The following is a 25,442-nucleotide window of genomic DNA, read 5'->3' as shown; positions in this document are numbered from 1 at the left end:
CGGCTCTCCTTTGTCAGGGACGGGGTGTTACGCGGCGGCGGGCTCCGGCCAGGTGATCCAGGACTCGGGGATCCGCTCGTCCAGCCGCCGCACATCGCGCGGCCCGAGCACCCGGGTGCGCAGCAGCTCGCGCGCCACCAGCCGGGCCACCTCGATGGCTCCCGGCGGATTGAAGTGCGTGTTGTCCTGCTCGGTCGCGGTCCAGTTGAAGTACTTCTTCGTCTCCTCGACCCCGAGCTCCTGCCACCGGGCGATCGTCAGCGCCTGGATGTCGAGCAGCGCGACCCCGTCCTCGGCGGCGAGGGCCCGCACGGCCGCCGGGTACTCCCCGTGCGTCGGCAGGGCCTTGCCACCCGCGTCGAACCGCCGCCGCTCCACGGACGTGGCCAGCACGGGCCGCGCTCCCCGCGCCCGGGCGCCCTCGACATACATCCGCAGATAGTCCTGATACGTCGTCCAGGGCTCGGTGTAGCGCGCGGGGTCCTCCTTCTTCTCGTCGTTGTGCCCGAACTGGTTGAGCAGGAAATCCCCGGGCTGTATCACCGAGAGAATCCCGTCCAGCCGCCCCTCATCGACGAAGCTCTTCGAACTCCGCCCGTTCACGGCGTGATTGGAAACGGGCCGGGAGCGCTGAAGAAAGAAGGGAAGCGCCATTCCCCACCCGGTCTCGGGCGCGGCATTCGCGTATTTCTGGGCGGCGGTGGAGTCACCGGCGATGTAGAGGGTGCGGTGACCTCGCGCGTGCGCGGTACCGCCGACGGAGAGAGCAAGAGGCACGGAGACGGCTGCGGTGGTGACTTGTCTTCGACTGAGAGACATGCAGAGTTCCTTTCAACAGGGGGCGGGGCACGCCCTCAGGGGCGCGGGGAACTGCGCGCCCAGCCACGGGGCGGCCCGCAGCCTGAACACCACAGACCGCCCCACGACGAAACCCAGAAAACTATCCGTTCTGCTGTTTCCACTCCTCCTGAGCCGCATTCAGCTGCTCAGCCATCGTGTCCAAGAACTCCTTCGCACTCATCTTCCCGAGCAGCACCTTCTGGAAGTTCGGCTCATTGTCGGCCTTGGAGATCGTGTTCCAGTCCGGCAGGTAGTACGGCAACTGCACAATCGTCGTCGACCCGTCCGACAGCGCCTGCGCAGCCAACTTCGTAGGCTCGGCCTTCGAAATCCACGCGTCCTGCGCCGCGTCCGTGTTCGACGGCACCTGCCCCGCCGCCTCGTTGAACTTCGAGTTCTCCGCCTTGGACGTGGCGAACTCGATGAACTTCCACGCGGCGTCCTTGTTCTTCGAGCTCTTGAACAGCCCGATCCCGTCCACCGGGTTGGAGACCTGCACCCGCTTCCCACCGGGCCCGGTCGGCTGCGGAATACCGCGGAACTTGTCGACCCCGAGCGCCTTCACATGGTCCTGGTACGACCCGAGATTGTGGTTCAGCATCCCGATCGTGCCGGAGTCCCACTGCGCGACCATCTTCGTGAAGTCGTTGTTGAGGTCGGCGGCCGGAGTGACCGTCTTGTACAGCTTCGCGTACTTCTCCAGCGCGGCCACGTTCTTCGGGTCGTTGACCGTGGTCTTCTCACCGCTGGAGTCCCAGAACGACGTGATCCCGGACTGCCCGTACATGGCGTCCAGCGCCTGGGCGATGGATCCCGCGCCGCCTCGGATGGTGTACCCGAACTCGTTCTTGCCCTTGTTCGTCAGCTTCTCCGCGGCCTCGAAGAACCGCTCCCAGGTCGTCGGCTCCTGAAGTCCCGCCTTCTGGAACAGGTCGGTGCGGTAGTACAGCACGCCGTTGTTCGCCGAGGTCGGGATCGAGTACAGCTTGTCGTCACCGCCACCGGCGGCCTTGAGCGACTCGACCATGTCCTTGTTGAGCTTGCCGTTCAGCGACGACTTGCCGAGCCGGTCGTCGAGCGGCTCCAGCGCGCCCTGCGCGGCGAACCCGGCGAGCATCGCCGCGCCCACACCGCCGACGTCCGGCAGGCCGCCGCCCTGGAGGGCGGTGTCGACCTTGGACTGGTACTCGGTGGAGGCGATCCCGACGTACTCGACCTTGATGTCCGGGTTGGCCTTCTCGAAGTCGGCGATGACCTCCTTCCAGATCTCGGTGCGGACACCGCCGTTGTTGTCCCAGAAGACGATCTTTCCCTTGCCGCTTCCCTCGGAGCCCTTGTCGCCGCCCGCTCCGCTGCCGTCGTCGCCGCAGGCGGTCGCGGTCAGCGCGAGCACGGCCCCCAGGGCGACGGCGGCCGACGTCCGGCGCCCGCCTCTGCTGCTGGTGCGATTGCTGATCTTCATTGGTCGGCTCTCTTCTTCTGGATCCAGCGAACTGTGTAGGTGTGGGGGTCAGTGGTGGGCCTGGGTTCAGTGGTGGCCGTGGGGGGCCCAGCCGTCCGTGCCCTTGAGGTAGGCGGCGACGGTGTGGGACCGCGCCTCCTGGTGGGTCAGCTGCGGACGGTCGGCGGTGACCGTCGCGCCCGGTCCGTGGTTGCGGTACTCGGCGAACCTCGCGTCCTTCCACGAGAACCCGCTCATGTCGGTCCACGGAGAGGTCTTGATCGCGGCGGGCAGTTCGGTGTCCCGGATCAGCACCTGGCCGATCGCGTCCGGTTCACCGCCCGGGTGCCAGGGCCTGCCGAGGTGGAAGGTCCCGGCGGGGGCGTCACTGACGATCCTCGACCTGGTGATCAGGAACCCGTACGGGTTGCCCTTCCAGGTCGAAGCCGCGGTGATGTAGCCGTTGTTCGTGTCCGAGCCCCGGCTCAGCGCCCGGATCACCGACCGCTCGATCACCGTCGTGGCCCGCCCGTAGACGAAGTCGACGTCGCCCTCGATGTAGGAGTCGCGGACGTAGACCCGGCTGACGGTGGTCAGCTTGGGGCTGTCGGTCATCAGGGTGTCCTGGTTGCCCAAGAAGGCGGTGTCGTCGAAGACGATCCGGTCGCCGGTCGTCTTCATCGCCAGCGCCTGCTCGCCCTTCAGCTCGTGCGCGGCCTCGTCGAAGTCGTTGCTGAAGGTGAGGTGGCGTGCGGTGACGTCGTTCGCGACGATCCGGACGGTGGCGCTCCCCGTCGAGCCCCCGTACTCGGCGGGCGTGTCGAAGACGATGACGGTGTCGGAGCGGTGCCGTCCGGTGCCGCGCAGCTCGATGTGCGGCTTGCTCGCGGGGATGACCACCTTCTCGCGGTAGGTGCCCGGCGCGACGGCGATCCGCACCGGCACGTCGTTGCCGTCGGGGACGGCGTCCACGGCCGCCTGGACGGTCGGGTAGTCGCCCGGGACGTGCAGGGTGACCGGGCCGCCGATCCGCTGCTGGGGTCCGGAGAACCGCTTCACCAGCGCGGGCACGGCGGCGGCCGGGTCGAGCCGGTAGGCGTAGAACTCGCGCGGGTCGAACGCCGTGCCCCAGGCGTCGTGCCGGCCCGTGGTGTTCTTCAGGATCGACCCGCGCTGCACCAGCTCGGCGGTGGCATCGGCCTGGTAGGGGTGCTGGACGCCGTCGTAGTAGCTGTTCTCGACGACCATCTTCGTCCTGCCGCGCGACCAGTTCCCGTACGTCCACACGGGGTCGCCGTCGGACAGCTGCGCGGACAGGTAGTTGTTGTAGAGGTGCGCGTAGGCGCAGTTGTCGGCGGACGGGTTGCGCTGCTTGGTGCCCCGGAACCAGTTGTGGTCGACGGTGATCTGCGTCTTGACGTTCGGGGTCCAGCCGATGCCGAAGGTCTTGTTGTTGTCCGTGAACTGGTTGTAGGAGACGGTGACGTACTCACTGTCCTTGCGGATGTCGAGCTGGCCGTCGCAGATCCGCGAGAACCGTATGTGGTCGATCCACACGTGGTGCGCGGTGTCGAGGCGGATGCCGTCGTAGTCGGTGTCCTTGCAGTCCCAGTTGCCCTCGATGGCCGTGTCGCGGATGGTGAGGTTGCGGATGATCACGTTGTGCGTGCCGGGGTCCAGGGTGAACCCGCCGTGCACGATCTCGGCGGTGTCGCTCACGCCGATGATGGTCTTGTCCGAGGCGACGGGGATCTCCGTGCCGAAGGGGTCCATGTCCAGGGATCCCTTGACGCGGATGACGTACGGCTCCTCGGCCGCCGCGTACTTGGCCAGCGCGGCCTGGTCGGTGACGGTGACGACCTTGCCGCCCGCCCCGCCGGTGGTGCCGCCGGCGAGGGAGGCGAAGCCGTGCGGCCGGTCGGTCCAGCGCTCGGCGGCGGGCGCGGCCTGCGGTGAGGGCGCCGCCGCCTGCGCGTCACCGATCGCCCCGAGTCCCAGCGCGGCGGCGAGGCCGAGCACGGTGGCCACGATCTTGCCGTGCCCCGGTCTCGGCAAGCGCTTGCTCCGGAAGTGCGTCATTGCGGCTCCCAACAGGCGTACGGGGGTGACTTATGCGGGCGTGACTCTGAACCGCGTGAAGGTCGCGGCACCGGCGTGCCCGGGTCCGGCGGGCGCGAGGGCGAAGAGGCCGAGCAGGGCCCCGACCCAGCGCCAGGGGGTGGCGGCGAAGACCGGGCCGGAGGGGCGGAAGCCCTCTCCGACGTCGTAGGAGAAGCGGCAGCGGGCCCCGGCGCCGATCTCGATCCGCAGCCGGGCCCGGCCCCCGGGGGCGAGCCGCGGATGGTCGGCGTCCCGCTCCCGGTCCGCGACGGCCTCCGTGAACCGGTGCACCAGGTGCACGGTCCGGTCCGTGCCCCGCTGGAGCCCGATCCAGCCGAACGCGTCCCCGAGCACCGCGAGCCCGGCCCGCGCGCCCGGCTCGTCGCTGTCGAGCCGCAGCTCCACCTCGATGGCCGACGGTGTGCCGGGCAGCCGCTGGGTGAGCACGCTCGGGAGTTTGCGCAGGTCGTGGGCGTTGGCCGAGCGGACGCAGGTCAGCCGCAGTCCGTCCCCGGAGTGCTGGGTGGCCCAGCCGTCGCCGGGGTTGGCCGTCCACTGCCACTGGCGGCCGAACCGTCCGCCGGGGAAGTCGTCGTCGGTGGCGGGCGCGGCGGGCGGCTGCGGCGGCAGGGCGGGGCGGCGGTGTTCGGCGACGGGCGCGCCGTCGTCCCCGAGCACCGGCCAGCCGTCCGGGCCCCAGCGCATCGGCTGGAGGTGTACGACCCTGCCGTAGGCGCCGCGCTGCTGGAAGTGCAGGAACCAGTCCTCGCCGGACGGGGTGCGCACCCAGCCGCCCTGGTGGGGGCCGTTGACGTCGGTGTCCTTCTGCTCCAGGACGATCCGCTCCTCGTACGGCCCGAAGAAGCCGCGCGAGCGGAAGGCGCCCTGCCAGCCGGTCTCCACTCCCCCGGCGGGGGCAAAGATCCAGAACCAGCCGTCGTGCCGGTAGAGCTTGGGGCCTTCGAGGGTGAACCAGCCGGGTATGCGGTCGCCGTCGACGATCACCTTGCCCTCGTCGAGGAGTTCGGTGCCGTCGGGGCGCATCCGGTGGCCGGTGAGGCGGTTCTTGACGCCGGAGCGGGACCTGGCCCAGGCGTGGACCAGATAGGCCTCGCCCGTCTCCTCGTCCCACAGGGGGCAGGGGTCGATCAGGCCCTTGCCCGCCTTCAGCAGGTGCGGGCGGGTCCAGGGGCCTCTGATCTGCGGGGCGTTGACCTGGAAGACGCCCTGGTCGGGGTCGCCCCAGAAGATCCAGAAGCGTTCGTCGTGGTAGCGGAGGGACGGGGCCCAGACGCCGCAGTCGTGGCGGGGCGTGGCGAACTCCTCGGCCGGTTCCAGCCGTTCGAGGGCGTGGCCGACCAGGGTCCAGTTCACCAGGTCACGGGAGTGGAGCAAGGGCAGTCCGGGGGCGCGGCCGAAACTGGATGCCGTCAGGTAGAAGTCGTCGCCGACGCGGACGACGTCCGGGTCGGACCAGTCGGCGTCGAGGATCGGGTTGCGGTAGGTCCGGGGGCTCACGGGCTCACCGCCTTCCGGACGAGGGCCGCGGCGGCGTCCCGGCCGAGGCGGCCGTCGGCGACGACGGTGACGACCCGGCGGACGACGGTCTCGCCCGGCGGGATCGGCAGCCGCTCCTCGTGCGCCAGCGAGGAGCCCACCCCGGGGTACTCCCCGGTCCGCACGAACCACGGGTCGCGCCGGGTCTGTTCGGTGGCCCCGGCGAAGACCAGCGTCCAGGTGGAGCCGGCCAGGGCGAGCCAGTCGGCGCGCCTGCCGTGCGCCTCGGCCTCGCCCTCGGTGCCGGCGGTGAAGACGTCCGGGGCCGCGGCCTCCTTGCGGGCCCGCCAGAAGAAGCCGCCGTAGGCCGCGCCCGGGCGGCCGTTGGTCGCGGGGCTGCCGATCGACAGCGGGCTCTTCGTGACGTTGGTGAGGGAGAAGGTGAGGTCCAGCGCCCAGGCCTGGTCGGTGAGTTCGGTGGCCGCGACCGTACGGCGCTCGCGCAGCAGCTCGCCGCCCGCGGCGACCCAGCGCAGCTCCTCCACGAAGCCGTCCGGGTCGCGCAGCTGGAACGTGACGTGCCGCTGGGAGCCGTGGTTGTCCAGCTCGGTCGGGCCCTGGTCGCGGACGTAGGTGCGCCCGCCCCAGAAGTTGAACCCCTCGACGTCGGGAACGGCGACACCGACGCCGAGGTGGTGTGTGTGGTCGGCGGGGCTCAGCTCGGTGACCGCCGTGCCGGCCAGGGTGGTGACGGGGTGCAGGAAGGGCCGCGGGGAGAGCCGGACCGGCAGCTCGGGCCGGGTGACGTACCGGCCGACCGGCCGTCCGGCGACACGCAGCACCGCGGTGTCGTTGCTGCTGGTCATCTGGTGCTCACCTCTTTCGACAGGTGCTCCGCGGACAGCGCCCAGGGGGCGCCCAGCTCGGAGTAGAGGGAGAGGGTGTCGGCGGCGGCCGCGACGAGCCCGTCGATGCCGGGCACCACGCGGCGGTTCTCGCCGGGGATCCGGTGCCAGGCGGTGTCCGGGAGCGGCGCCGGGTCGGGAGCCTTGCGGATGGCCTCCACGACCTTCATGAAGGCGCCGGTCTCGTCCGGCGGGACCAGCAGGTCGGCGCCGGTGGTGAGGTGGTCGACGAGGTTCTCCAGCAGGTCGGTGCGGCCGTGCTCGAACTCCTCCGGGCCGTGCCCGGCGCGCTGGAGCAGCACGCGGTCCTGCTTGTACCAGAAGGTGATGCGGCCGCTGCTGCCGTGCACCAGGACATACGGCTCGTCCGCCTGCTCGGCGCACAGGGTCGCGGCGACGGTGACCGGGTGGCCCTGCGCGGTGGTGATCCGGACGCAGGAGGTGTCGTCGGACTCGATGGCGTTGGCGCGCAGCAGCTCGGTCTCGATGGCGGCGACGTCCTCGGCGCGGGTGCTGCCGCCGAGGGCGAGGGCGGTGGCGACGGCGTGCGCGAGGGGGTTGGTCAGCGCCCCGTCGATCACGTCGACGCCGTTCATCCGCCGCTTGCCCGCCCAGGGCGCCCGGCGGAAGTAGTTCTCGTCCCGCACCCAGGCACCGGCTCCGCCGAGCCCGACCAGCTGCCCGATCGCGCCCTGGCCGACCAGTGCGCGGATGGCGGGCAGGGCGTGCGAGCCGAGCGACTGGAAGCCGATCTGGCAGACGACACCGGCCGCGGCGACCCCGTCGGCCATCCGGCGGAACTCCGCGTAGGAGGGGGCCGGGGGCTTCTCCAGCAGGAGGTGCACGCCCCGTTCGGCCGCCGTGAGCGCGAGGTCGGTGTGGGTCGGGATCGGCGTGCAGATGATCGCGACGGCGGCGCCGGTGGAGTCCAGCAGGGCGCCGAAGTCGGCGGACTGCTCGGGGGTGCCGAGGCCGTCGAGCTCCTCCGCGGTCAGCGGTGTCAGCTCGCAGACGCCGGCCAGCCGGACGAGGCCCTTCTTCTGGAGCCGGCGGATGTTCTCCACGTGCCAGCGGCCGTGGCCGCGGGCGCCGGCGAGGACGACGGGCACAGGTGTGATCATGGTGTCGATCATGCGGCCGGTCATGGGATCCTCCCCGCTCCCGCGCCACGGGCCACCGCCCGGTCCGCCGCCGCGGCGCTGTCGATCCGCCCGTGCAGGGTGGGCGTCCAGCCGACGTCGCCGGTCAGATCGCGCTCACTGCCCGAGTTGTAGGCGTTGTAGATCATGAGCAGGTCAACCGGAAAGCCGTTGAAGAGCGTGCCGCTCTGGTGCAGGGCGCTGCCGTTCCAGCTCTTGACCAGGTCGGCGACCTCCACGTGCCCGGGGGCGTGGAAGGCGTTGTTCTGGGCGTGGATCCTCGACTCGGTGGAGACGCCGAGGGAGTAGCGGTAGTCGTCCTCAGTGATCTCGTAGCGGTTGTTGTAGACGTGCACCTGGCCGAAGCGGACCCGCGGGGCGCGCTGGACGACCGACTCGAACTCGTTGTGGTGGAGCGTGACCCGGAGCTTTCCGCGGTCGCCGGTGGCGGTGTCGCCGTTGCCGATGAGCATCGCCTTGTCGTGGTCGGCGAACCGGCTCCAGGAGACGGTCACGAGGTCGGAGCCGTTGGTGATGTCCAACAGGCCGTCGTGGCGCAGGTAGGTGCGGGCGAAGTAAGCGGGCTCCTCGGCATCCGGGTGGCCCTTGTCGGACGCGGTGATGTGGTCCACCCACACATGGGTGGCGCCGGCCAGCCAGAGGTTGTCGTAGGCGGCCTTCCAGTCGCCGAGGCCGCCGGCGTTGGGCTGCCACACGGGGAAGCAGTCGTAGGCGTCGCGCAGTTCGAGGTTGCGGATGATCACGTTGTCCGCGTTGCGCACCTGGAGGCTGGCGCCCTTGAGGACCGCCTTGTCGCCGAGGCCGATGATCGTGGTGTTGGAGCCGACGGGCAGCACGATCCGCTCGGCCTGCCGGGCGGCGGAGGCCTGGCGGGCCTCCTCCTGCGGGCCGCTGGGCCTGGCGGAGCCCCAGGTGCGCGGGTCGTAGGCGGCGAGGTACTTCTTCAGGCCGTAGCCGCCGGTGGCGTAGTCGGAGCAGTCCAGGCGGTCGCCGTCGTCGTCGGTGTTGGCGTCGATGGTCCCGGCGATCCTGATGATCTTCGGGGTGTCGCTGCCGCCGTCGAGGGCGCGGACGAGCCCGGCGCGGTCGGTCACGGTGTGGACGTGCTCGGCGTCGGCGGCCGCGCCTCCGGTGGTGCCCTCTCCCGCGGAGGCCCAGCCGTCGTTCGCCGGGAGGGTGTCGCGGCCGAGGTCGCGGGCCTCGGCGTGCGCCGGAACGCAGAGCACCCCCAACAGCCCGGCCGCGACGGCCAGTTGTCCGACCCTCATCCCTTCACCGCCCCCGCGCTGAAGCCGGTGATCAGCCACTTCTGGATGAAGGCGAACACGAGCACGACCGGCACGGCCGCGATGATGCCGCCCGCCGCGAGGGCGCCCAGGTCGACGCTGTCCGCGCTCATCAGGGTGTTCAGGCCGACCGGGATGGTCTGCTTGTCCTGGTTGTTGAGGAACATCAGGGCGAACAGGAAGTGATTCCAGGAGTGCACGAAGGCGAAGGAGCCGACGGCGATCAGGCCGGGCCGCAGCAGCGGCAGCACCACGATCCGGAAGGCCGTCATGCGGTTGCAGCCGTCCACCCAGGCCGCCTCCTCCAGGGAGTACGGCACGTTCTTGATGAAGTTGCTGATCAGGATCATCGACAGCGGCAGCTGGAAGACCGTCTCGGCGAGGATGACGCTGCCGAGCGAGTTGATCATCTGGAGCTCGGCGAAGATCTCGAACAGCGGGACCAGCAGCAGCGCGCCCGGCACGAACTGGGAGCACAGCAGGGCCAGCATGAACGCCCGCTTGATCTTGAAGTCGAACCGGGCGAGGGCGTAGCCGCCGGCCAGGGCGACGAGGGTCGTCATGACCAGGGTGGCGACGCCGACGAGCACGCTGTTGGTGAAGTAGGTGCCGAAGCTGCGCTCCGTCCACACCTTCTCGAAGTGGTCGAAGGTCATCGGCCAGGGCACCAGCGAGGTCGAGCCGGCCGGGCGCAGGGCGAACAGCAGGATCCAGTAGAAGGGGATGAGGGTGAAGACCAGGTAGATCCCCAGGGGCAGGTAGATCTGCCAGCGGGGCGCCTCGTCCCAGGCCCGGTTGCGCTTCGCCGGCCGTGGCGGTTCGGGGGTGGCGCGCACGGGGGCGGGCGCCGTCTTGGTCGCTTCCTTGACGCTCACTTGCTCTCGCCTCCGAACTTGCTCAGCCGCAGGTAGACCATCGAGCAGAAGAGCAGGATCACGAACGCCACCGTGGTCAGGGCCGACGCGTAGCCGAAGTTGTGGGCGTCGACGGATGTGTTGGCGATGTACAGCGGCAGCGTGGTCGTCTCGCCCGCGGGTCCGCCGCCGGTCAGGGTGTAGAGCAGGTCGACGTTGTTGAACTCCCACACCGCCCGCAGCAGCGTGGACAGGATGATGGCGTCCTTCAGGTGCGGCAGCGTGATGTGCCAGAACTGCTTGATCCGGCTCGCCCCGTCGACCTCGGCGGCCTCGTACAGGTCCTTCGAGACGGACTGGAGGTCGGCGAGGATGAGGATCGCGAAGAACGGCACCCCGCGCCACAGGTCGGCCACGATCGCCGCCGGGAAGACGGTGGAGGTGTCCGACAGCCAGCTGGTCCCGTAGGAGCCGATGCCGATGTCCGCGAGGTAACGGGTGATGCCCGTCTGGGAGTTGTAGAGCAGCACCCAGATCGCGGAGGTCAGCACGCCGGAGACGGCCCACGGCGAGAAGACCATCGCGCGCCCCAGGCCCCGGCCCACGAAGGTCTGGTTGACGATGAGGGCCAGCGCGAGACCGAACAGCAGCTGGAGTCCGACCTCGACGAAGACCCACTTGGCGCTGAAGACCAGGGTGTCCCAGAAGATCGGGTCCTCGGTGAAGGCGTGGACGAAGTTGTCGAAGCCCGCGAATCCGTTCCGCCAGGGCTTGGTGGGGTTGTAGTTCTGCAGGCTGTAGTAGAAGACGCTGATGACCGGGTAGGCGATGAAGCCCAGCATGAGCAGGGCGGCCGGGGCGATCAGCAGGTACGGGAGTCTGCGCGGGGTGGCGGAGGCACGGCGCCGCCGGGGTGGCGCGGGCGGTTTCGCCACGGCTGCGGCTTGGGCCATGACTGTTCTCCGTTCTCAGTACGTCGTGGTACGTCGTGCGTCGGTGCGTGCGCGGGAAGCGCTTTCTTCCTGGGCAGGGTCGTGCCGGGTCGTGCTGAGGTGCGTGGGTGGTGCCTGGGTGGTGCGGGTGGTGCGTGGGTGGTGCGGTGGCGCGTGCGCCGGGCAAGTGGCCCGTGCGTGGTGCGATGGCGCTTGGGTCCTGCGGTGGCACGTGGGTCGTTCGGTGGCGTGCGAGTCGCGCCTGTTCAACTCGCGTACGGGTCGGCGACCCGGCCCGGGCGGGCGAGGAACTCGAAGTCGCAGCCGGTGTCGGCCTGCGTGATCTGCTCGTTGTAGAGCGCGCCGTAGCCGCGCTCGTACCGGGCGGGCGGCGGCGTCCACTCCGCCCTTCTGCGCTCCAACTCCTCGTCATCTACGTTGAGTTGAAGGACCCTGGCCTCGACGTCCAGGGTGATCGAGTCACCGCTGCGGACCAGGGCCAGCGGCCCGCCGACGTACGACTCGGGCGCGATGTGCAGCGCGCACGCGCCGTAGCTCGTGCCGCTCATCCGGGCGTCGGAGATCCGGACCATGTCCCGTACGCCCTGCTTCAGCAGGCGGTCGGGGATCGGCAGCATGCCGTACTCGGGCATGCCCGGCCCGCCCTTGGGTCCGGCGTTGCGCAGCACCAGCACGCTGTCGGCGGTGATGTTCAGTTCGGGGTCGTTGATCGTGCGCTGCATGGTCTTGTAGTCGTCGAAGACGACCGCGGGACCGGTGTGCTTGAGCAGGTGGGGCTCGGCGGCGATGTGCTTGATGACGGCGCCGTCGGGGCAGAGGTTGCCGCGCAGTACGGCGACCCCGCCCTCGTCGGCGACCGGGTTCTCGCGGGTGCGGATGACGTCGTCGTTGTGGACGACGGCGCCCTCGATCTGCTCTCCCAGGGTGCCGTTGACGGTGGGCCGGTCCAGGTGCAGCAGGTCGGTGATCCGCGAGAGGAAGGCGGGCAGGCCGCCGGCGAAGTAGAAGTCCTCCATGAGGTACGTCCGTCCGCCGGGCCGGACGTTGGCGAGCACCGGCACGGTGCGGGCGATGCGGTCGAAGTCGTCGAGGGTGAGGTCGACCCCGCAGCGTCCCGCCATCGCGATCAGGTGGATGACGGCGTTGGTGGAGCCGCCGAGCCCGAGCACTGTGGTGACGGCGTCCTCGAAGGCGTCGCGGGTGAGGATCCGGGACGGCTTGAGCGCGGTCCAGGCGAGCTCCACGGCACGGCGTCCGGAGGCGGCGGCCATCCGCTCGTGCCCGGAGTCGACGGCCGGGATCGAGGAGGCGCCCGGCAACGTCATGCCGAGGGCCTCCGCCGCCGCGGTCATCGTCGACGCGGTCCCCATGGTCATGCAGTGACCGGGGGAACGCGCCAATCCGCCCTGGAGTTCGCGCAGTTCGCAGTCGGTCAGGTTGCCCGCGCGGTGCTCGTCCCAGTACTTCCACATGTCGGTGCCGGAGCCGAGGGTCTCACCGCGCCAGTGGCCCGGCAGCATCGGCCCCGCGGGCACGAAGAGGGACGGTACGTCGGCCGAGGCCGCGCCCATGAGCAGCGCGGGCGTCGACTTGTCGCAGCCGCCGAGCAGCACCGCCGCGTCGATCGGGTACGACCGCAGCAGCTCCTCCGTCTCCATCGCGAGCAGGTTGCGGTAGAGCATCGGGGTCGGCTTCTGGTACGTCTCGGAGAGCGTGGCGACCGGGAACTCCAGCGGGAAGCCGCCGGCCTGCCACACGCCCCGCTTGACCGCCTCGGCGCGCTCGCGCAGATGGACGTGGCAGGGGTTGATGTCGGACCAGGTGTTCAGTACGGCGATCACCGGGCGGCCCCGGTACTCCTCCGCCTCGTAGCCGAGCTGGCGCATCCGGGCGTTGTGGGACCAGGTGCGCAGCTGGCCCTCGGCGCCGTACCACTGGTGGCTTCGGAGGTCTTCGGGACGCAGTCGGCCGGTCATATCGACCACCCCGCGGCGATCGCGGCGACCTCGGCGCGCTCGTCCTCCCGGAGGGTCCGGCTCGGCGGGCGGACCTCGCGGCGGCACAGGCCGAGGGAGGCCAGGGCCTCCTTGACGACGGTGACGTTGTTGGCGGAGCCGTTCGCGGCGCGCAGCTCCTCGAAGCGGCGGATCTGCTCCCAGACCTTCATGGCGGCCGGGTAGTCGCCGGAGCGCAGCGCCTCGATCATGTTCAGGGAGACGGCGGGGGCGACGTTGACGAGCCCCGAGGTGAAGCCGGTGGCGCCGGCGGAGAAGTAGGAGGGGGCGTACGGCTCGGCGAGCCCGGCCACCCACACGAACCGCTCAAGACCCGCGTCCCGGGCGAACGCGGCGAACCTGGCCGCGTCCGGGACGGCGTACTTCACGCCGATGACGTTCGGGCAGGCGTCGGCGAGTTCGGCGAGGCGGGCCCCGGTGAGCTGCGCGTTGCGGATGTACGGGACGACGCCCAGCTCGGGCACGGCCTCGGCGACGGCGCGGTGGTAGTCGACCCAGCCGGCCTGGGAGACGTACGGGTGGACGGGCTGGTGGACCATCACCATCTGGGCGCCGAGGTCACGGGCGTGCCGGGCGGAGGCGACGGCGGTGGGGATGTCGTGCCCGACGCCGACTAGGATCGTGGCCCGCTCACCGGCTTCGTCGACGGTCAACTCGGTGACGAGCCGGCGCTCTTCCGGGGTCAGCGCGTAGAACTCGCCGGTGTTGCCGTTCGGGGTGAGGGTGGTGATGCCGCCGTCGAGCAGGCGGCGCAGCAGGGCCCGGTAGGTGTCCTGCTCGACGGAGCCGTCCTCGGCGAACGGGGTCACCGGGATCGCCACCACGTCGGCCAGGGCCGCCCGCTGGGTCTCGAACGCCACGCTGCTCATTCCTGACCTTCCTGTTCCAGTGCTGCCTGGGGGAAAGCGCGCTGCACGAACGACGCGATGTGGGCGTGGAGGGCGCGGGCCGCGCCGTCGGCGTCGCCGTCGAGGGCGAGCCGCAGGATGTCCCGGTGCTCGCCGGCCTCCCGCTCCCAGGAGGGCGAGGCGGCCCAGGCCACGGCGGAGACCAGGGCGGCCTGGTCGCGGACCTCGTCGAGCATCCGGCCGAGCAGCGGGTTGCCGCAGGGCAGGTACAGGGCGCGGTGGAACTCCCGGTTGGCGAGCGAGCGTTCGGCGGTGTCGGTGGCGGCGTCGGCCCGGGTCAGCGCGTCACGGGCGGCCTCCAGGGAGGCCCCGCGGTGCACGGCGCGCTTCAGCGCCTCGGGCTCCAGCAGCAGCCGCACGTCGTAGACCTCGCGCGCCATGTCCGCGTCCACCATGCGCACCGTGACGCCCTTGTACTGGCTCATCACGACCAGCCCGGTCCCGGCGAGGGTCTTGAGCGCCTCGCGCACCGGGGTCTTCGACACCCCGAACTGCGCGGCGAGCTCGGTCTCGACCAGCGCCTGTCCCGGCGTCAACTGCCCGGTGAGGATGCGGTGTTTGATCCCCTCCAGCACGTACTGCGTGCGGGAGGGGATCGGCGTGGGCACAGAGGTCATGCGCGCCTCTCGGATCTCGCGGTCTCGATGGATCGCGTATCGGATCTCGCGTATCGCGTCTCATATATGACGTACGAAGTACGACGCGATGACGTTAAGAGGGCGCGTTTGTTTCGTCAATGCTTCTGACGAAGGAAGCAGCAATCGCTTTCTACGACCTGGGCTTCCACCCCGGATCCCGCCCGCTCAACCCCACCGCCCGGTCCAGCAGGGGCGCGTCCGGGGCGACGGGTACGACCGGGCCGAAGATGTCGCCGCGGCCGGGGTCGTCGACCGACGCGGCGAGGAAGTCGTGGCAGGTCTGCAGCGCGGCCGGGTCGGGGGTGTACGCCTGGCCGGTCGCGCGGGCCAGGTCCCAGCCGTGGACGACCAGCTCGTCGGTGACGACGAGGCCCGCGATCTCGCCGGGCAGGTCGACGCCGCCGGCCCGGGTCATGCCGGTCCAGGCGGCCGGGTCGCGCCAGGCCTCGGCCAGTTCGGCGAAAACCTCGGGCAGTTCCTCGCGCCAGCCGGGGGCGAGGTCCGGGAGCGCGGAGTCGGGGCTGGTGTCGGTCGTGACGCCGAGATCCTTGCGGGCGGCGTCGCGGAAGGCGACGGCCAGTCCCGCCAGGTGGCCGAGCAGGTGGCGCACCGCGTACTCGGGGCAGGGCGTCGGACCGGCCAGCTGTTCGTCGGTGACGCCGGCGGCCAGCCGCGCCACGACCTCCGTCTGCGGTCCGAGGTCGAGGGTCATGCCGGTCATGCCGGTCGTCCCGGTGGTGTCGGTCATGCGCTGCTCCTTCGAAGCGTGGTCTCGGGAGGTAGACCGACGCCGGCCCTGGAACTCATCGGCCGGCCGGCTCTCTTCTAGGGCACCTGCCCGATCCCCGCGCCGGGTCCTTAGCCCGACGATGGCCAGGCATGACGACCAAGACGACCCGGCCCCTCGTGCGCGTCCTGCGCGACCGCGACTCCGGGCTCTACCTCTCCGGCGTGGTGGTCTCCGGCTTCGGCACCTCGGCCCTGTGGCTGGCGTCCGGCGTGTGGGTCAAGGACCTCACCGGCTCGGACGGCCTGGCCGCGCTGTGCATGCTCGCCCTGTGGCTGCCCACCCTGGCCGGCCCGCTGCTGGGCACCCTCGCCGACCGGGGCCGCCGCAAGCCGCTGCTGATCGGCGTGAACGTGCTCCTGGGCGTCCTGCTGCTCACCCTCGTGAGCGTCGACTCCCCGGGCGATCTGTGGCTGCTGTATACGGTGCTGTTCGTGTACGGCGCGGCGGGCGCCGTACACGACGCGGCCGAGTCCGCTCTCGTCGCGACCGCCGTCCACCCGTCCCTGCTCGGCGACTTCAACGGCCTGCGCATGACGGCCACCGAGGGCATGAAGCTCCTGGCCCCGCTGGCGGGCGCGGGCCTGTACGCGGCGTACGGCGGCGCGGGCGTCGCCCTCCTCGACGCGGCGACGTTCGCACTGGCCGCGGGGCTCTACGCGGGGCTGCGCGTACGGGAGGAAAAACCCGGCCCGCCCCAGGGCAGCCGCCGGCAGCGAACGGCCGAGGGCGCCCGCCACCTGTGGGGACACCCCGTGCTGCGCCCCCTGGTGCTGGCGGGCGGCGCCACCATGCTGTGCGCGGGCCTGAACGGCGCGATGGTCTACGCCGTCGTCGACGACCTCGGGCACTCCCCCGCGTACGCCGGTGTGCTGTACGCCGTGCAGGGCGCCGGGTCGGTCGCGGTCGGCCTGCTCTCCGGCACCGCCCTGCGCCGGCTGGGCGTGCGGCGCTTCGCGGCCTGCGGCATCGCCCTGCTGGCCCTCGCGGTGGCCCTGCGGGCGGTGCCGTCCGACCCGCCGGCGCTGGTGTGCAGCGCGGCGATCGGCGCGGGGCTGCCGGCCGTGCTGATCGCCACGCTGACCTCGGTGCAGCGCGAGACCCCCGGCCCGCTGCTGGGCCGGGTCACCGCCACGGCCAACACCCTGGTGTACACGCCGAACGTGGCCGGACTGGCCGCCGGGGCGGCCCTGGTCGAGCTGGTGAGCCACCGGCTGGTGCTGGTGGCCCTGGGCGTGGTCCTGCTGGTGACGGCGGTCCCGCTGTTCCCTCCCTCGGCCAGGGCCGAAACCGTCCCCCACAGGTGACGTCCGCCCCGCCGTCTCAGAGCCCGGCGAGGGCGGAGCGGACCGTCTCCAGGTCGCCGTCGGACGCCAACCCGGCGTGATACAGCCGCAGTTCGGTGGCGCCCAGCCGCCGTGCCCCGGCCGCGTCGGCGGCGAGGGTGCCGGGGCTGCCGCCCATGCCGGAGACGACGGTGAAGTTGGCGGCGATGACGGCGCCCTCCCGGCCCTGCGCGGCGAACGGCGTCAGCGTGCCGGTGCCGCCCGCGCAGGGGACGACCACGCCGTCCGCGACGGACAGGATGTGCGCGGGGTCCACCCCGGGGTTGGCGCCCACGTGGTACGACACCGGGTCCGCGTGCAGCAGCACCTGGAAGTCATCGGGCGCGGCGGCCCGGACCGCGGCGACGGCCTCCTCCTGGAGCGTGCGGGCGGTTTCGTCGCGGTACGCGCGCGTGGTGGTCGCGAACGTCTCCCCGAGGAGCTTCTCGATGCCCGGCCAGCCTCCGTCCGAGGGCCCGCCCTGCCACACCGGCTCCAGCGCGGTCCGCACGGCGGCCGCCAGCTCGTCGGCGTCCAGGCCGTACCGGCCGTAGCCCTCCCGGCAGGACGGGCAGAAGCAGAGCGCCATCAGGTACTGCCCGGCGTCCCCGAGGCCGACGCCGCCGGTCTTGTCGTGGGCGTGCAGATGCTGGAGGCCGTACCAGCCGAGGGATTCCAGCTCGGTGCCGCGTGCCCCGGGACGGACGGCCGCCTCGGCCGCCAGGTCGGTCAGGTACGCGCGCGTGGCGGGCTGCGCGATGCAGGGCGCCCAGGGGTAGCGGTCGCCGTAGGCGTTGACGACGGAGGTGTCCGGGTGCTCGGCGCCGAGGCGGGAGTTGTGGGCGAGGACGACCCAGGTGTGCACCTCCACACCGGCGTCCACGAGCGCGGCGGCGGCCTCCCCGAAGGCGTCACCGGGAGCCCAGTCACCGGCCGGGTAGGGGCGCAGCTCCCGTCCGTCCCAGCGGTCGCCCGCCGGGTACAGCACGGCGGCGTGCTCGGCGGTGACGATGCGGTGGCGCGGGTGGCGGGGCGTGAGGGCGCGCGTGGAGTGGTAGGCGGCGGCGAGCGTCACCTGCTGCACGCCGAGCGCGGCGATCCGCGCGGGCGCCTCCGGGTCCCCGTTGACGTCCCAGGGGTAGACGAATGCCGACGCCTTCACTTGGCCTCCTCCAGCAGCGCGTAGCCGCGTTCGATCAGTTCGGCGAGCTGCTTGACATGATCCTCCGTGGGCTCGTGGAGCGGGGGCCGGACCTCCCCCACGTCCAGTCCGCGCAGCCGTACGCCGGCCTTGACGAGGGCGACGGCGTACCCGCGGCCCTGGGCGCGCAGTTCGACGAAGGGGCGGTAGAAGCCGTCCAGCAGCTTCTCCACCACGCTGTCGTCGCCGTTGCGGAGCGCCTGGTGGAAGGCGAGGGCGAGCTCGGGCGCGAAGCAGAACACGGCGGACGAGTAGAGGGTGACGCCGAGGGCGCGGTAGGCGAGCTGGGTCTGCTCGGCCGTCGGCAGGCCGTTGAAGTAGAGGAAGTCGCCCGGGACCTCGGTGCGGACGGCGCTGACGACGCGCTGCATGAGGTCGAGGTCGCCGAGCCCGTCCTTGAGGCCGATGATGCCGTCCGTGCGGGCCAGTTCGACGACGGTCTCCGGGGTGAAGACAGCGTTGTCGCGCTGGTAGACGACGACCGGCAGGGCGGTCGCGGCGGCGATCTCCCGGTAGTGCCGCAGCAGCCCCTCCTGCCCGGCGACGACGAGGTAGGGCGGCATGGCGAGCAGTCCGTCCGCCCCGGCCGCCTCGGCGAGGCGGGCGTAGCGCACGGCGAGCGCGGTGCCGTACCCGGCGCCCGCGACGACCGGCACCCGCCCCTCGGCCGCCTCGGCGGCGACCCGTACGCACGCCTCGAACTCCTCGGGCGTCAGCGCGTGGAACTCGCCGGTGCCGCAGCAGGCGAACACGGCGGCGGCTCCGGCCTCCACCCCGCGACGGACATGCGTGCGGTAGGTGTCGAGGTCCACGGAGCCGTCGGGTCCGTAGGCGGTGACCGGGAAGAACAGCGGCCCGCTGGGGACGTTGAGTCGAGCGGCGAGAGGGGCTGACGTCACGAGCTCTCCCGGTTCCATATTCATGATTGGCGTCTACATTTCTGAACGACTCCACGCTAAGGCGCCGCCTTGGTGCCGGTCAAGCGCGCGCACCCGCGACGCACCAGCGAATTCGCCCCTTCCGCGGCACACTTGACGGGCTCCGCCCCACCTCCTTAGCGTGTCCACGCATATGAATGCCGTGCGCTCATGTGCACGGTTGGCGATCAAGGAGACCCGAGGATGCCCGCTCCCCGCACCGTCCTGCTCACCGGCGCCGCCGGCGGCCTCGGCACCCTGATGCGGGACCTGCTCCCGGACTACGGCTACGACCTGCGCCTGCTCGACATGCGCCCGGTCGAGGGCGCGCCGGACGCGATCACCGCGGACCTTGGGGACAAGGACGCCGTGCGCGAGGCGGTCCGGGGCGTCGACGCGATCATCCACCTCGCGGGCATCTCCCTGGAAGCCCCCTTCGAGAAGATCCTCAAGGCGAACATCGAGGGCACCTACCACCTGTACGAGGCCGCCCGCGAGGAGGGCGTCGGCCGGATCGTCTTCGCCTCCTCCAACCACGCCGTCGGCTACACCCCCCGCCCCCAGGGCGACGACCCGCTGATCCCGATCGACACCCCGCGCCGCCCGGACACCTTCTACGGCCTGTCCAAGTGCTTCGGCGAGGACCTCGCGCAGCTCTACTGGGACAAGCACGGCCTGGAGACGGTCTCGGTGCGGATCGGCTCCTGCTTCCCCGAGCCGACCAGCGTGCGCATGCTCTCGGTGTGGATGAGCCCCGCCGACGGCGCCCGCCTCTTCCACGCGGCCCTGACCGCCGAGCACGTCGGCCACACCGTCGTCCACGGCTCCTCCGCCAACACCCGGCTGTGGTGGGACCTCACCACCGCCCGCGCACTCGGCTACGAGCCGCAGGACGACTCCGAGCCCTGGGCCGAGAAGCTCATCGCCGAGCAGGGCGAGCTGGACCCGGAGAACGAGGCGCACGCCTACCTGGGCGGCCACTTCGTGACGGACCCGCCGATCTGGCCGTACTGACCGGAAAGAGTCGTCGCACACGGGCGGGCGGGCACAGAACGGGCCTGCCCGCTCGGGCATTCGGGCAGCGCCCTCAGGGGCGCGGGGAACTGCGCGACCGGCCACAACGCACCCGCGGACGGCCACGACCTCCCCGCGGCAGCCCCCACACCCTCAAGACCGAACGGGCACACCCGGGCAGGATCGCGCCCGCAACGGACCTGGCCACCGCGGAACACCCGCTGTAGAACTTCCTCCATGGCCCGACCGAGGGCCCGAACGGGCAGTACGGCAGGAAGGCGGGTGACGGCCATGACCAGAACCGCGGAAGAACGCCAGCGCGAGATCGTGCTGGCCGCGCGGCGCGCCGGCTCCGTCGACGTCACCGCCCTCGCCGCCGAACTGGGCGTGGCCAAGGAGACCGTGCGGCGGGACCTCCGCGTCCTGGAGGACCACGGCCTGCTCCGCCGCACCCACGGCGGCGCCTACCCCGTGGAGAGCGCCGGCTTCGAGACGACGCTCGCCTTCCGCGCCACCAGCCACGTCCCCGAGAAGCGCCGCATCGCGGCCGCGGCCGCCGAGCTGCTCGGGGACGCCGAGACGGTCTTCGTCGACGAGGGCTACACCCCGCAGCTCATCGCCGAGGCACTCCCCCGGGACCGGCCGCTGACCGTGGTCACCGCGTCCCTGCCGGTCGCCGGCGCGCTGGCCGGAACCGACTCCATGTCCGTCCTCCTGCTCGGCGGCCGGGTCCGCTCCGGCACCCTCGCGACCGTCGACCACTGGACGACGAAGATGCTGGCCGGCTTCGTCGTCGACCTGGCGTTCATCGGCGCCAACGGCATCTCCCGCGAGCACGGCCTCACCACCCCCGACCCGGCCGTCAGCGAGGTCAAGGCCCAGGCGATCCGGGCCGCCCGCCGCACCGTGTTCGCGGGCGTGCACAGCAAGTTCGGAGCGGTCAGCTTCTGCCGGTTCGCCGAGGTCGGCACGCTGGAGACGATCGTGACGAGCACCCTGCTGCCCGCGGCCGAGGCCCACCGCTACTCACTGCTCGGGCCCCAGGTCATCCGCGTCTGACCCACCCCACCACCTCCCCCACAGGGCACCTCCACGCCCCGCCCTGCCCCTTATCTCCCCATACATCCAGGAGCGATCCATGCGAACCCAGAGCCGACGACGGCCACCGCGAGCCACGCTCGCCCTGGCCGCCGCAGGGACGCTGCTCGCCCCGCTGCTCTCCGGCTGCTGGGTCGGCGCGGGCGGGGCCGGATCCGGCGGCGACGCCATCAACGTCCTGATGGTCAACAACCCCCAGATGGTCGAGCTGCAGAAGCTGACCCGCGCCCACTTCACCAAGGAGACGGGCATCAAGGTCAACTTCACGGTCCTGCCCGAGAACGACGTCCGCGACAAGATCAGCCAGGACTTCGCCAACCAGGCCGGCCAGTACGACGTCGCCACGCTGTCCAACTACGAGATACCGATCTACGCCCGCAACGGCTGGCTGCACGAGATGAACAGCTACGTCGCCGAGGACCCGGGCTACGACGAGCAGGACATCCTGAAGCCGATGCGCCAGTCCCTCACCGCGGAGGACGGCAAGCTCTACGGCCAGCCCTTCTACGGCGAGTCGTCGTTCCTCATGTACCGCAAGGACGTGTTCGCCGCGAAGGGCCTGAAGATGCCCGCGCACCCCACCTGGCAGCAGGTGGCGGACCTCGCGGCGAAGGCCGACGGGGCCGAACCCGGCATGAAGGGCATCTGCCTGCGCGGCCTGCCCGGCTGGGGCGAGGTGATGGCACCGCTCACCACGGTCGTGAACACCTTCGGCGGCACCTGGTTCGACAAGGACTGGAAGGCGCGGCTCGACTCCCCCGAGTTCGAGAAGGCGACGAAGTTCTATGTCGACCTGGTGCGCGAGCACGGCGAGTCCGGCGCCGCCCAGTCCGGCTTCGCCGAGTGCCTGAACAACATGACCCAGGGCAAGGTCGCCATGTGGTACGACGCCACCTCCGCGGCCGGCTCCCTGGAGGCGGCGAACTCCCCTGTCAAGGGCAAGGTCGGCTACGCCCCCGCCCCCGTCGAGAAGACGGAGTCCTCCGGCTGGCTCTACACCTGGGCCTGGGGCATCCAGAAGGCCTCCCGCAACCCCGACAACGCCTGGAAGTTCGTCTCCTGGGCGTCCGGCAAGGAGTACGAGCAGCTGGTCGGCGACGAGATCGGCTGGTCCAACGTCCCGGCCGGCAAGCGCGCGTCCACCTACGCCGACCTCGCCTACCGCAAGGAGGCCGCCGCCTTCCAGGAGATGACCCGGGAGGCCATCGAGGCGGCCCGGCCGAACGACCCCGGCGTGCAGCCGCGGCCCGCGCCCGGCATCCAGTTCGTCGGCATCCCCGAGTTCACCGACCTCGGCACCAAGGTCTCCCAGGAGATCAGCGCGGCCATCGCCGGGCGCCAGTCCGTCGAGTCGGCCCTGACGAAGTCGCAGGCGCTCGCCGAGAAGATCTCCGAGGAGTACGAGGGACGATGACCGCCATGACAACGGCCCCCGTGGCCGCTCCCGAGACGCCCGCCCCGGTCCGCCGGCCCTCCGCCCGCCTGCGCGCCTGGGCCACCCGCGCCCCGCTGCTCCCCGCCCTGATCTTCATGATCGTCGTCACCCAGCTGCCCTTCGTGGCCACACTGGTGATCTCCTTCTTCGACTGGAACAGCCTCTATCCCGACGCCCGCCACTTCACGGGCCTGGACAACTACCAGGAGGTCCTCACCGACCCGGACCTGCGCCAGTCGGTGTGGACGACCGTGCTGCTGACGGTGGCGGTGGTCCTGGCCAGCCTGGTGCTGGGACTGGTCCTGGCCCTGCTGCTGGACCGGAGGTTCCGCGGCCGGGGCATCGTCCGGACGCTGCTGATCGCGCCCTTCCTGGTGGTACCGGTCGCGGCGGCCCTGCTCTGGAAGCATGTGCTCTACAACCCTGAATACGGCCTGTTCAATGGGTTGTTGCACTATGTGGGCGGCCCACAGCCCGACTGGATCTCGAACACCCCGCTGCTCGCGGTGGAGGCCTCGCTCGTCTGGCAGTGGACCCCGTTCATGATGCTGATCCTGCTCGCCGGCCTCCAGAGCCGCGACCACGAGCAGATCGAGGCGGCCCGGGTCGACGGCGCGAGCGACTGGCAGATCTTCGTCCACCTGACGCTCCCGCACCTGCGCCGCTACCTCGAACTGGGCGCCCTGCTGGGCTCGATCTACATCGTCCAGAACTTCGACGCGGTCTTCACGATCACATCGGGCGGCCTGGGCACCGCCAACCTCCCCTACACCGTCTACCAGAGCTTCTACCAGGCCCACGAGAACGGCCTCGCCTCGGCCGCGGGCGTCCTGGTCGTCATCGGCTCGATCGTCATCGCGACCTTCGCCCTGCGCGTGGTGTCGTCCCTGTTCCGCGAGGAGGTGTCCCGCGCATGAGCACGAACGCCCTGCGTGCCCGCCGTGTCCGAGGCAAGGGAGCGGGCCTGGGCCTGCTGGCCTGGCTGCTCGGCATCGCGTTCTTCCTGCCCATCGCGTGGATGGCGCTGACGTCCTTCCACTCCGAGCAGGACGCGGCGACCAACCCGCCCTCGTTCGCGGCCGCCCTGACCCTGGACGGCTACCGCGAGTTCTTCGGCGCGGGCGGCGGCGCGAGCCCCTGGCCGGCGCTGATCAACTCCACGGTCGCGTCCGTGGCCTCGACCCTGCTGGTCCTGCTGCTGGCCTTCCCGGCGGCCTACGCGCTGTCGATCAACCGCGTCCGCAAGTGGACGGACGTGCTGTTCTTCTTCCTCTCCACGAAGATGCTGCCGGCCGTGGCGGGCCTGCTGCCGATCTACCTGTTCGCCAAGAACGCCGGGATGCTCGACAACATCTGGCTGCTGGTCATCCTCTACACCTCCATGAACCTGCCGATCGCGGTGTGGATGATGCAGTCCTTCCTCGCCGAGATCCCGGTCGCGGTGATCGAGGCGGCCCGGGTGGACGGGGCCCGGCTGCCGACGGTCCTCGCACGCGTGGTCGCCCCGATCGCCCTGCCCGGCATCGCCGCGACGGCCCTCATCTGCTTCATCTTCAGCTGGAACGAACTGCTCTTCGCCCGGGTGCTGACGGGCGTGGTCGCCGAGACCGCCCCCGTCTTCCTGACCGGCTTCATCACCAGCCAGGGCCTGTTCCTGGCGAAGGTGTGCGCCGCGTCGCTCGTCATCTCCCTGCCGGTGCTCGCCGCGGGGTTCGCCGCCCAGGACAAGCTGGTCCAGGGCCTGTCGTTGGGAGCCGTCAAATGAAGGCCGCCGTCATCGAGTCCGTGGGCAGGGCCGTCGTCGCCGAGGTCCCGGACCCGACGCCAGGGCCGCGCGAGGTCGTCGTCGAGGTCGCGGCCTGCGGGCTGTGCGGCACGGACCTGCACATTCTCCAGGGCGAGTTCGCCCCGAAGCTGCCGATCGTGCCCGGGCACGAGTTCGCGGGCGAGGTGGTCGGCGTCGGCACCCAAGTCACGGAACTGTCGGTGGGCGACCGGGTCGCGGTCGACCCGTCCCTTTACTGCTACGAGTGCCGCTACTGCCGTACGGGCCACAACAACCTCTGCGAACGCTGGGCGGCGATCGGCGTGACGACGGCCGGCGGCGCGGCGAAGTACGCGGTCGCCCCCGTGGCGAACTGCGTCAAGCTCCCCGACCACGTCCGCACCGAGGACGCGGCACTCGTGGAGCCGCTGTCCTGCGCGGTTCGGGGCTACGACGTCCTGCAGTCCCGCCTCGGCGCGCACGTGCTGATCTACGGCTCCGGCACGATGGGCCTGATGATGCTGGAGCTGGCCAAGCGCACGGGCGCGGCGAGCGTGGACGTCGTCGACGTGAACCCGGCCCGCCTGGAGACGGCCCACCGCCTCGGCGTCTCGGCGTCCGCCGCCAGCCCCGACGAACTGGACCGCCCGCAGGGCTGGGACCTGGTCGTCGACGCCACGGGCAACGCGGCGGCGATCCAGGACGGCCTGGACCGGGTGGCCAAGGCGGGCACGTTCCTCCAGTTCGGCGTGGCCGACTACGCGACGCGCGTGACGATCGACCCGTACCGCATCTACAACCAGGAGATCACCATCACGGGCTCGATGGCGGTGCTGCACAGCTTCGAGCGGGCGGCCGAGCTGTTCGCGAACGGGGTCCTCGACCCGGAGGTCTTCATCAGCGACCGCATCCCGCTGGAGCGGTACCCGGAGGCGCTGGAGCAGTTCGCGGCGGGGGTCGGCCGCAAGATCGTGGTCGTGCCGTAGGGCGACGGTCCGCCGCGGACGGGGACGGGCGGGGGACGGGGACGGGCGTAATTCGGTGGGGCGCCCGCCCCCGCCCCCGTACGCTCGCGGCATGCCGAGACCCCACGGATTCACCTACGAGCAGCACACCGGCGGAACCGTCAGCATCGCCCACCACGGCCGCCCCGCCACCACCCTGAACGGCCCCCGGGCCGCACAGTTCCTCGCCGAGGTCGAGGCCTCCGACCCGCAGCTCGTCATGGCCCGCTGGACCGGCAACTACAAGCGGGGCAACGAGCGCACCGCCCGCGACCACCCCCGCAACCGCCGCTGACCCG

At 71.2% G+C, this 25,442-nt stretch carries 23 protein-coding genes; 8 read left to right on the top strand and 15 right to left on the bottom strand.

The genetic code is table 11. The features are described from left to right. Window positions 1-27: 27 nt before the first annotated feature. The 13 genes from IE255_RS06845 to IE255_RS06785 all read right to left on the bottom strand — a co-directional run bounded on the left by IE255_RS06845 (window position 28) and on the right by IE255_RS06785 (window position 15,345). Window positions 28-819: a rhamnogalacturonan acetylesterase gene (locus IE255_RS06845; protein WP_190049191.1), complete on the bottom strand. Its 792-nt coding sequence runs from the start codon at window positions 817-819 to the stop codon at window positions 28-30. 121 nt (window positions 820-940) lie between these two features. Continuing rightward, complete coding sequence (locus tag IE255_RS06840) at window positions 941-2,302, bottom strand: ABC transporter substrate-binding protein (protein ID WP_190049190.1); 1,362 nt, start codon at window positions 2,300-2,302, stop codon at window positions 941-943. A 66-nt stretch (window positions 2,303-2,368) separates the two neighbouring features. Beyond that, a complete protein-coding gene (locus IE255_RS06835; protein ID WP_190049189.1) occupies window positions 2,369-4,360 on the bottom strand; it encodes a pectinesterase family protein in 1,992 nt (663 codons plus the stop codon). A 30-nt stretch (window positions 4,361-4,390) separates the two neighbouring features. Then, entirely contained in the window at window positions 4,391-5,899 is a 1,509-nt protein-coding gene (locus IE255_RS06830; protein WP_190049188.1) for a glycoside hydrolase family 43 protein, read from the bottom strand. Further along, window positions 5,896-6,744, bottom strand: coding sequence for a DUF6807 domain-containing protein (locus IE255_RS06825; RefSeq protein ID WP_190049187.1), 849 nt, complete (start codon window positions 6,742-6,744; stop codon window positions 5,896-5,898). Before IE255_RS06825 ends, IE255_RS06830 begins: the two co-directional genes overlap by 4 nt. Beyond that, entirely contained in the window at window positions 6,741-7,928 is a 1,188-nt protein-coding gene (locus IE255_RS06820; protein ID WP_190049186.1) for a Gfo/Idh/MocA family protein, read from the bottom strand. Before IE255_RS06820 ends, IE255_RS06825 begins: the two co-directional genes overlap by 4 nt. Beyond that, on the bottom strand, window positions 7,925-9,211 hold the full coding sequence (locus IE255_RS06815; protein WP_190049185.1) for a pectate lyase family protein: 1,287 nt from the start codon (window positions 9,209-9,211) through the stop codon (window positions 7,925-7,927). Before IE255_RS06815 ends, IE255_RS06820 begins: the two co-directional genes overlap by 4 nt. Next, window positions 9,208-10,104, bottom strand: coding sequence for a carbohydrate ABC transporter permease (locus IE255_RS06810; RefSeq protein ID WP_190049184.1), 897 nt, complete (start codon window positions 10,102-10,104; stop codon window positions 9,208-9,210). Before IE255_RS06810 ends, IE255_RS06815 begins: the two co-directional genes overlap by 4 nt. Beyond that, window positions 10,101-11,036 (bottom strand): carbohydrate ABC transporter permease, encoded by a 936-nt coding sequence (locus IE255_RS06805; RefSeq protein WP_190049183.1) that lies wholly within the window; start codon window positions 11,034-11,036, stop codon window positions 10,101-10,103. Before IE255_RS06805 ends, IE255_RS06810 begins: the two co-directional genes overlap by 4 nt. Before the next feature lie 245 nt (window positions 11,037-11,281). Further along, on the bottom strand, window positions 11,282-13,012 hold the full coding sequence (gene araD, locus IE255_RS06800; RefSeq protein ID WP_190049182.1) for an L-arabinonate dehydratase: 1,731 nt from the start codon (window positions 13,010-13,012) through the stop codon (window positions 11,282-11,284). Beyond that, window positions 13,009-13,920, bottom strand: a complete 912-nt coding sequence (locus tag IE255_RS06795) for a dihydrodipicolinate synthase family protein (RefSeq protein ID WP_190049181.1) — start codon at window positions 13,918-13,920, stop codon at window positions 13,009-13,011. Before IE255_RS06795 ends, araD begins: the two co-directional genes overlap by 4 nt. Continuing rightward, entirely contained in the window at window positions 13,917-14,576 is a 660-nt protein-coding gene (locus tag IE255_RS06790) for a GntR family transcriptional regulator (protein WP_190049180.1), read from the bottom strand. Before IE255_RS06790 ends, IE255_RS06795 begins: the two co-directional genes overlap by 4 nt. A gap of 151 nt (window positions 14,577-14,727) precedes the next feature. Beyond that, entirely contained in the window at window positions 14,728-15,345 is a 618-nt protein-coding gene (locus IE255_RS06785; protein ID WP_372487611.1) for a TIGR03086 family metal-binding protein, read from the bottom strand. A gap of 131 nt (window positions 15,346-15,476) precedes the next feature. Between IE255_RS06785 and IE255_RS06780 the strand changes: the two genes are divergently transcribed. Further along, the gene (locus tag IE255_RS06780; RefSeq protein ID WP_190049179.1) at window positions 15,477-16,691 is read left to right on the top strand and encodes an MFS transporter; all 1,215 of its coding nucleotides are present in this window, start codon (window positions 15,477-15,479) and stop codon (window positions 16,689-16,691) included. 16 nt (window positions 16,692-16,707) lie between these two features. On the opposite strand, the gene IE255_RS06775 is transcribed toward IE255_RS06780, so the two are convergent. After that, window positions 16,708-17,871 (bottom strand): hypothetical protein, encoded by a 1,164-nt coding sequence (locus tag IE255_RS06775; protein WP_190049178.1) that lies wholly within the window; start codon window positions 17,869-17,871, stop codon window positions 16,708-16,710. Then, complete coding sequence (locus IE255_RS06770; protein WP_190049177.1) at window positions 17,868-18,809, bottom strand: 5-dehydro-4-deoxyglucarate dehydratase; 942 nt, start codon at window positions 18,807-18,809, stop codon at window positions 17,868-17,870. Before IE255_RS06770 ends, IE255_RS06775 begins: the two co-directional genes overlap by 4 nt. 222 nt (window positions 18,810-19,031) lie before the next feature. Here IE255_RS06770 and IE255_RS06765 point away from each other — a divergent pair, with 222 nt between their 5' ends. The 7 genes from IE255_RS06765 to IE255_RS06735 all read left to right on the top strand — a co-directional run bounded on the left by IE255_RS06765 (window position 19,032) and on the right by IE255_RS06735 (window position 25,438). Then, entirely contained in the window at window positions 19,032-19,841 is an 810-nt protein-coding gene (locus IE255_RS06765) for an NAD-dependent epimerase/dehydratase family protein (protein WP_190049176.1), read from the top strand. Between the two features lie 291 nt (window positions 19,842-20,132). Continuing rightward, window positions 20,133-20,900: a DeoR/GlpR family DNA-binding transcription regulator gene (locus tag IE255_RS06760; protein ID WP_190049175.1), complete on the top strand. Its 768-nt coding sequence runs from the start codon at window positions 20,133-20,135 to the stop codon at window positions 20,898-20,900. Window positions 20,901-20,979: 79 nt separating this feature from the next. Continuing rightward, entirely contained in the window at window positions 20,980-22,353 is a 1,374-nt protein-coding gene (locus IE255_RS06755; RefSeq protein WP_190049174.1) for an ABC transporter substrate-binding protein, read from the top strand. Continuing rightward, a complete protein-coding gene (locus IE255_RS06750; RefSeq protein WP_190049173.1) occupies window positions 22,350-23,291 on the top strand; it encodes a carbohydrate ABC transporter permease in 942 nt (313 codons plus the stop codon). Before IE255_RS06755 ends, IE255_RS06750 begins: the two co-directional genes overlap by 4 nt. After that, on the top strand, window positions 23,288-24,139 hold the full coding sequence (locus IE255_RS06745) for a carbohydrate ABC transporter permease (RefSeq protein ID WP_190049172.1): 852 nt from the start codon (window positions 23,288-23,290) through the stop codon (window positions 24,137-24,139). Before IE255_RS06750 ends, IE255_RS06745 begins: the two co-directional genes overlap by 4 nt. Further along, window positions 24,136-25,125, top strand: a complete 990-nt coding sequence (locus IE255_RS06740) for a zinc-dependent alcohol dehydrogenase family protein (RefSeq protein ID WP_190049171.1) — start codon at window positions 24,136-24,138, stop codon at window positions 25,123-25,125. Before IE255_RS06745 ends, IE255_RS06740 begins: the two co-directional genes overlap by 4 nt. Before the next feature lie 91 nt (window positions 25,126-25,216). Beyond that, window positions 25,217-25,438 (top strand): hypothetical protein, encoded by a 222-nt coding sequence (locus tag IE255_RS06735; protein ID WP_190049170.1) that lies wholly within the window; start codon window positions 25,217-25,219, stop codon window positions 25,436-25,438. The last annotated feature ends 4 nt before the right edge of the window (window positions 25,439-25,442 follow it).

The sequence above is a fragment of the Streptomyces lomondensis genome, assembly GCF_014651035.1.
In the GTDB taxonomy this organism is placed as follows: Bacteria; Actinomycetota; Actinomycetes; order Streptomycetales; family Streptomycetaceae; genus Streptomyces; species Streptomyces lomondensis.
Note: the sequence above shows the minus strand (reverse complement) of the source record. Positions and strands in the feature narration are given on the sequence as shown.

Excerpts from the sequence above, each read along its gene's own strand:
- IE255_RS06845 (WP_190049191.1), bottom strand. The coding sequence starts at position 819 with ATGTCTCTCAGTCGAAGACAAGTCACCACCGCAGCCGTCTCCGTGCCT.
- IE255_RS06745 (WP_190049172.1), top strand. The coding sequence starts at position 23,288 with ATGAGCACGAACGCCCTGCGTGCCCGCCGTGTCCGAGGCAAGGGAGCG.
- araD (WP_190049182.1), bottom strand. The coding sequence starts at position 13,012 with ATGACCGGCCGACTGCGTCCCGAAGACCTCCGAAGCCACCAGTGGTAC.
- IE255_RS06815 (WP_190049185.1), bottom strand. The coding sequence starts at position 9,211 with ATGAGGGTCGGACAACTGGCCGTCGCGGCCGGGCTGTTGGGGGTGCTC.
- IE255_RS06820 (WP_190049186.1), bottom strand. The coding sequence starts at position 7,928 with ATGACCGGCCGCATGATCGACACCATGATCACACCTGTGCCCGTCGTC.
- IE255_RS06840 (WP_190049190.1), bottom strand. The coding sequence starts at position 2,302 with ATGAAGATCAGCAATCGCACCAGCAGCAGAGGCGGGCGCCGGACGTCG.
- IE255_RS06740 (WP_190049171.1), top strand. The coding sequence starts at position 24,136 with ATGAAGGCCGCCGTCATCGAGTCCGTGGGCAGGGCCGTCGTCGCCGAG.
- IE255_RS06790 (WP_190049180.1), bottom strand. The coding sequence starts at position 14,576 with ATGACCTCTGTGCCCACGCCGATCCCCTCCCGCACGCAGTACGTGCTG.
- IE255_RS06765 (WP_190049176.1), top strand. The coding sequence starts at position 19,032 with ATGCCCGCTCCCCGCACCGTCCTGCTCACCGGCGCCGCCGGCGGCCTC.
- IE255_RS06735 (WP_190049170.1), top strand. The coding sequence starts at position 25,217 with ATGCCGAGACCCCACGGATTCACCTACGAGCAGCACACCGGCGGAACC.
- IE255_RS06750 (WP_190049173.1), top strand. The coding sequence starts at position 22,350 with ATGACCGCCATGACAACGGCCCCCGTGGCCGCTCCCGAGACGCCCGCC.
- IE255_RS06805 (WP_190049183.1), bottom strand. The coding sequence starts at position 11,036 with ATGGCCCAAGCCGCAGCCGTGGCGAAACCGCCCGCGCCACCCCGGCGG.
- IE255_RS06785 (WP_372487611.1), bottom strand. The coding sequence starts at position 15,345 with ATGACCGACACCACCGGGACGACCGGCATGACCGGCATGACCCTCGAC.
- IE255_RS06835 (WP_190049189.1), bottom strand. The coding sequence starts at position 4,360 with ATGACGCACTTCCGGAGCAAGCGCTTGCCGAGACCGGGGCACGGCAAG.
- IE255_RS06780 (WP_190049179.1), top strand. The coding sequence starts at position 15,477 with ATGACGACCAAGACGACCCGGCCCCTCGTGCGCGTCCTGCGCGACCGC.
- IE255_RS06825 (WP_190049187.1), bottom strand. The coding sequence starts at position 6,744 with ATGACCAGCAGCAACGACACCGCGGTGCTGCGTGTCGCCGGACGGCCG.
- IE255_RS06760 (WP_190049175.1), top strand. The coding sequence starts at position 20,133 with ATGACCAGAACCGCGGAAGAACGCCAGCGCGAGATCGTGCTGGCCGCG.
- IE255_RS06795 (WP_190049181.1), bottom strand. The coding sequence starts at position 13,920 with ATGAGCAGCGTGGCGTTCGAGACCCAGCGGGCGGCCCTGGCCGACGTG.
- IE255_RS06755 (WP_190049174.1), top strand. The coding sequence starts at position 20,980 with ATGCGAACCCAGAGCCGACGACGGCCACCGCGAGCCACGCTCGCCCTG.